Source organism: bacterium (assembly GCA_040757115.1).
Lineage (GTDB): Bacteria > UBA9089 > CG2-30-40-21 > CG2-30-40-21 > SBAY01 > JBFLXS01.
This window is the reverse complement of record JBFLYA010000237.1, coordinates 1-5,782: the sequence shown is the minus strand read 5'-3', so window position 1 is coordinate 5,782 and position 5,782 is coordinate 1. Positions and strand designations below refer to the sequence as shown.

6 protein-coding genes are annotated in these 5,782 nt (G+C 33.1%); all 6 read left to right on the top strand.

What is annotated here, in order from left to right; translation table 11 throughout:
* Positions 1–686 precede the first annotated feature (686 nt).
* Positions 687–1,310 (top strand): 30S ribosomal protein S4, encoded by a 624-nt coding sequence (gene rpsD / locus AB1422_15895; protein MEW6620792.1) that lies wholly within the window; start codon positions 687–689, stop codon positions 1,308–1,310.
* Between the two features lie 115 nt (positions 1,311–1,425).
* The gene (locus tag AB1422_15890) at positions 1,426–2,424 is read left to right on the top strand and encodes a DNA-directed RNA polymerase subunit alpha (GenBank protein MEW6620791.1); all 999 of its coding nucleotides are present in this window, start codon (positions 1,426–1,428) and stop codon (positions 2,422–2,424) included.
* Between the two features lie 41 nt (positions 2,425–2,465).
* Positions 2,466–2,819 carry a 50S ribosomal protein L17 gene (gene rplQ, locus AB1422_15885; protein ID MEW6620790.1) on the top strand — a complete coding sequence of 118 codons (354 nt, stop codon included), beginning with the start codon at positions 2,466–2,468 and terminating at the stop codon, positions 2,817–2,819.
* On the top strand, positions 2,816–3,559 hold the full coding sequence (locus AB1422_15880; GenBank protein MEW6620789.1) for an RsmE family RNA methyltransferase: 744 nt from the start codon (positions 2,816–2,818) through the stop codon (positions 3,557–3,559). The genes rplQ and AB1422_15880 overlap by 4 nt, the downstream gene beginning before the upstream one ends.
* On the top strand, positions 3,560–4,861 hold the full coding sequence (gene tig, locus AB1422_15875) for a trigger factor (GenBank protein MEW6620788.1): 1,302 nt from the start codon (positions 3,560–3,562) through the stop codon (positions 4,859–4,861).
* 3 nt (positions 4,862–4,864) lie between these two features.
* Complete coding sequence (gene clpP / locus AB1422_15870) at positions 4,865–5,458, top strand: ATP-dependent Clp endopeptidase proteolytic subunit ClpP (GenBank protein ID MEW6620787.1); 594 nt, start codon at positions 4,865–4,867, stop codon at positions 5,456–5,458.
* Positions 5,459–5,782: the final 324 nt, after the last annotated feature.

The following is a 5,782-nucleotide window of genomic DNA, read 5'->3' as shown; positions in this document are numbered from 1 at the left end:
ATAGAAGGAGGCCAATGTCAATCATTTTTGTTAAAAAATCTACAGATTTTTTAACAGATTAACTACTGATATATCAAGGGGTTAACGCTATTCTGGTTAGCTCACTTGCCGATTGCAGGTTAAATATCAAATATCAAATATCAAATATAAATATCAAATATAAATATCAAAATGCAAAATTACAAATCAAATTTCAAAGAGGAAGTAGCAGGGTTTCTCAAAGAGTTGGAGGAATTTGGTAATATTTTTGCTTCAGGTATTTTAACGCTGAAAGGAAAGAGATAATTTTACTGAACTTTGGCAAAGATAGTTTATAGTTGATAGTTTATAGTTGATAGTTGATAGTTGATAGTTGAAGGACTATACACTATACACTATACACTATAAACTATAAACTCTAAACTATAAACGAGTTTTGCATTTTGCTCTTTGGAGGAAATCCCTTTTGGACACCAAATCTGCATAGATTTCACTATTAGAGTTATTTTCAGACACCACCAAAAAAGCATAAAGAGATCTGTTCTGTAACATCTTCGTGTCCTTCGTGCTCTTCGTGGTGAATAGTTACTAATTTTAAACCTAACTGCACAGGTTGAAAAATTTTATTCAAAAAATGTTGACAAATTTATAAATATGTGATAATATAATATAATTATCTCATAAAAATCAGGAGGATGATTAAGTAAATGGCACGATATACTGAATCAAAATGTAAGGTTTGCCGACGAAGTGGAGAGAAACTTTTTTTAAAAGGAACGCGTTGTATCTCAGAAAAATGTTCACTTAACAAACGCAACTATGCACCAGGATTAAAAGGTCAGGAACGGAAAAAAGTATCCGATTATGCCCTTCAATTGCGAGAGAAACAAAAGGTTCGCCATATCTATGGAATCCTTGAACAACAATTTAGAAATTATTACACCAAAGCTGTTACTCAAAAAGGCATTACTGGCGAAAATTTGTTAATCTTGTTAGAGCGACGATTAGATAATATTGTCTATCGCTTAGGGTGGGCAGAATCAAGGGCACAGGCACGACAATTAGTTAGACATAGCCACATAATCGTTAATGGCAGAAAGGTTAATATTCCTTCATTTTTAGTCAAGGCAAATGATACCATTACCGTAAAACCCAAAAGCCAGGATAGAATTAAAGAAATATTAAAGACAATCGCCTCACCTAAAGGGATACCGAGTTGGTTAGCAATGGATGAAGATAAATTATTAGCCAATGTAGTTTCATTGCCAAATAGACAGGATATTGACCAGCCAGTTAATGAATCGTTAATCGTGGCGTTATATTCAAAATAGAATATGGTTTCATAAAATTAAAAGCAGATAATTGGTAACTAATTACCATTCACCAGTTACCAATTACCAGTTACCAGTTACCAATTACCAAAATTAAGGAGGTTATGAAAAAATTATGGGTAGTAAGGGCGGAATAAGTGCCTTAAAAAGGATTAAAAAAATAGAATGGGAAAAAGAAACTTTAACTGATAGCTACGGTAAATTAATTGCAGAACCATTTGAACCAGGTAGAGGAACAACTATTGGCAATAGCCTGCGAAGAATGTTATTAACCGCAATAGAAGGTGCGGCGATTACCTCGGTAAAAATAGAGGGTGTTCTTCATGAATTCTCTACTATTCCAGGGGTAGTTGAAGATGTTCCGGAGATAATTTTAAATCTGAAAAAATTGATTTTAAAATTACATGATTCTGAAGCAGTAAAAATTTACTTAAACAAAGAAGGAGAAGGAGAAGTAACGGGAGAGGATTTTCAATGTCCACCACAAGTAGAAATACTTAACAAAAATCTCCATATTGCCACAATGGATACTGATGGAAAATTAAATATGGAATTAGAAATAGCGAAAGGATACGGTTATGTATCAGCTGAACAGAATAAAACAGGACAGGAATCAATCGGAGTTATATGCATAGATTCCTTTTTTTCTCCAGTAGTTCGCGTTGCCTATTCAGTAGAAGGTGTCCGCGTAGGACAAATGACCGATTATGAACGGTTGATATTAGAAGTGTGGACAAATGGAGTTCTACAACCTCATCAAGCCGTAGCCCAGGCCGCCAGACTTATCAAAGACCAAATCGCGGCTTTTATTGATATTAAGGAGGAAGAAGACAAATCTGAAGAACCAATAGTGGATAAAGAAACTGAAAGATTAAAGAATATTTTAAAAATGAACATCGAAGAATTAGAATTATCAGTCAGGTCGTCTAATTGCCTTAAAGCCGCTAATATTAAAATATTAGGTGAATTGGTTAAAAAAACCGAAAATGATATGTTAAAAACTCGAAATTTCGGTAAAAAATCACTCACAGAAATAAAAAATAAATTAGCCACTTATGGAGTTTCATTAGGAATGAAAGATATAGACCATTTATTAGAAAATAATAAGAAATAGTAACTATTTAGCCTACCAAAGATAAGGAGTGTGAAATACAATTGCGTCATTTAAAAAAAGGTAGAAAACTTAATCGCACCATAAGCCATAAAAAGGCTCTGTTAAATAATCTTGTCACCGAATTATTTCGACATGGGAAGATTGCAACAACTTCAGCCAAAACAAAGGAATTAACCGGGTTAGCAGATAAATTAATCTCTCTGACAAAAATCGGCGACCTACATTCAAGAAGACAAGTACTGACTTATGTTAAAAGTAAAGATGTAGGGAAAAAATTATTTGAAGTTATTGGACCAAGATTCCAGAATCGAAATGGAGGATACACGAGAATACTGAAAGTTGGCAAAAGAATCGGTGATGGAGCAGAGATGTCTTTAATTGAATTAGTAGAATGATGCATCGCAGGTTTTTTGTCAATCCTGAAAGTATAGTTAAAAATAATGTTGATATTGTGGATAAAGATGATATTCATCATCTCAAAAATGTCCTTCGGCTAAAAGAAAAAGATAAGATTATTGCGTTAGATGGTTTGGGAAATGAATATCACGCAACGATTACTTCGATTGCCGCGGATAAAGTTAAAACTAACATTGTTGAAAAAATTATCCATCCACCGCAAAAAGTAGAATTAACATTACTTCAGGCACTACCCAGAATAGCCAGGATGGATTTGATAATAAGTAAATCCACTGAATTGGGTGTAACAAGAATAATTCCAGTTAAAACACAAAGGTCATTGATAAATTTAAAAAACGAATCGACAAAACTCACACGGTGGCAAAAAATAGCTAAAGCCTCCTCATCTCAATGTCAACGATGTATAATCCCTATAATTTATCCTGTAACTAATCTCAAAACCTCATTAGAGTTAATAAAAGAAGTTGATTTAGGGTTAATTTTATATGAGAATGCAAAAACACCCTTACGAGAAGTTTTTCTCAATAGGGATGTTACCTTACTAAAAAAGATTGCTGTTTTTGTTGGTCCAGAAGGAGGATTTACTGAGGAGGAAATAACCGCAGTCCAAATTAAAGGAATTATTCCTGTATCACTTGGGGCAAATATTCTGAGATGTGAATCCGCAAGTATTGTTACAGAAAGTATCATATTATATGAATTAGGGATGATAGGATAAATGGAACTAGAAACAATTGACCACAATGAATGTGAATTAACATTAAAAATTACAGTTTCTAAGGAAGAACTTGAGCAAGAATTTGATAAAAAATATCAGAAATTAACTCAAACGGCTAAACTTCAAGGTTTTAGAAAAGGTAAAGTGCCTCGTCAGGTTTTAGAAACACGATACGGCCCAGCGGTAGAAAAAGAAGTTATAGGAAACCTTATTTCTAATCGCTATCTACAAGCAATAAAAGAAAAAAATATCCGGATAATTTCCCAGGCAAAGATAGAAGAGGTCAATTATATCAAGAAAGATGAACCGTTTTCTTTTGTAGCGAAAGTAGAAGTATTACCTGAAATTGAACTTACAACTTACCATGGAATTCCACTTACCAAAAAGGTGACCAATATTACGGATAAAGATGTGGATGATGGACTCCACAGACTCCAGGAAAAATATGCACCAATAGAGGTAGTGGAAAAACCTATTGGGAAAAAGAGCATTGTTATTTTTGATTTTGAGAGTTTCAAGGATAACAAACCACTGCCTGATGGAAGTCACAAAGATTTTTTATTAGAGGTGGGTAAAAAAATCTTCCCTCAAGAGTTTGAACAACAATTATTTGGTCTCAAAAAAGGTAAGGAAAAAACCTTTAAAATTAAGTTATCAAAAGAATACTCTGACCCTAATATGGCGGGACAAAAGGTAACATTTAAGGTAAAAATTAATGAAGTCAAAGAAAGAAAATTACCAGTTTTAGATGATGAATTTGCTAAAGATTTGGGTCAATTTGATACGATTAAAGAATTAAAAGAGGCATTTAAAAAAGACCTTATTGAAGCCGCAGAACTTGAGTCAACAGAAAAATTAAAAGACGAACTTACAACACTTTTAATTTCACAACACTCTTTCCCTCTACCTAAGGTATTAGTAGAAAGAGAAATTGATTATCTGGTGGTTAACCTCCATAATAATTTACAATCACAAGGATTTGAACTTAATGATTATCTTAAAAAGAAAAATATGACTATTGAGGATTGTCGGGATGAATTCAGGCCCCAGGCGATGGAGCGGGTAAAGAAATATTTGATTTTAGATGCAATCGCACAAAAGGAAAATATTAAAATAGAAAATGAAGAATATGAAATCCTGGTAAAAGATAATTTTAGAACACAACCACAAAAGATAAAAGAATATCTTGAAGATAACCAACAAAAGGCAATTCTGATGGAAGAATTGAGAATGCAAAAAACACTTAATTTTTTACTCGAAATTGCCGATATTAAAAAATGTGAGGAAAAAAGGAGGAAATAAACAATGGCTTTAGTTCCAATGGTGGTAGAACAAAGTAATCGAGGAGAGCGAGGGTATGATATATTTTCGCGACTTTTAAAAGAACGAATAATTTTTATTGGCTCATTAATTGATGATGATGTGGCTAATCTAATCATTGCCCAACTTCTTTTCCTTGAAGCGGATAATCCTGACAAGGAAATAAACTTATATGTTAATAATCCAGGAGGAGTAGTCACTGCAGGACTGGCAATTTATGATACGATGCAGTATATTAAATCAGATATTGCCACGATATGTATTGGACAGGCGGCAAGTATGGGCGCCTTACTTTTAGCCGCAGGCACAAAAGGTAAACGCTATGCTTTACCTCATGCCAGAATTATGATTCATCAACCACTGGGTGGTGTTCAAGGACAGGCAACGGATATTGATATTCAAGCTCGCGAGATTATTAGAATGCGGGAAATATTAAATAAAATATTAGAAAAACATACACATCAACCTTTAGAAAGAATAGAAAGAGATACTGACCGCGATTTCTTTATGTCTGCCGAACAGGCAAAAGAATACGGAATAATAGATGAAGTTATGGTAACAAGGAAGGAAAAAAAATAAAGGAACAAGAATAGGGTTCTGCAAAATAGGATTTGGGGGAGACAACAAATAAATATCAAATATTAAATATCAAATATAAATATCAAAATGCAAAATTACAAATCAAATTTCAAAAAGGAAGTAGTTTGGTTTCTCAAAAAGTTGGAGGAATTTGGTAATATCTTTGCTTCAAGTATTTTAACGCTGAAAGGTAGTAGATAGTTGATAGTTTATAGTTGATAGTTTATAGTTGAAGGACTATAGACTATAAACTATAAACCATAAACTATAAACCATAAACTATAAACTATACACCATAAACTATAAACTATAAACCATAAACTA

What these genes read in the sequence shown, in the direction of transcription:
- rpsD (MEW6620792.1), top strand. Translation starts at nt 687, where the DNA reads ATGGCACGATATACTGAATCAAAATGTAAGGTTTGCCGACGAAGTGGA.
- AB1422_15890 (MEW6620791.1), top strand. Translation starts at nt 1,426, where the DNA reads ATGGGTAGTAAGGGCGGAATAAGTGCCTTAAAAAGGATTAAAAAAATA.
- AB1422_15880 (MEW6620789.1), top strand. Translation starts at nt 2,816, where the DNA reads ATGATGCATCGCAGGTTTTTTGTCAATCCTGAAAGTATAGTTAAAAAT.
- tig (MEW6620788.1), top strand. Translation starts at nt 3,560, where the DNA reads ATGGAACTAGAAACAATTGACCACAATGAATGTGAATTAACATTAAAA.
- clpP (MEW6620787.1), top strand. Translation starts at nt 4,865, where the DNA reads ATGGCTTTAGTTCCAATGGTGGTAGAACAAAGTAATCGAGGAGAGCGA.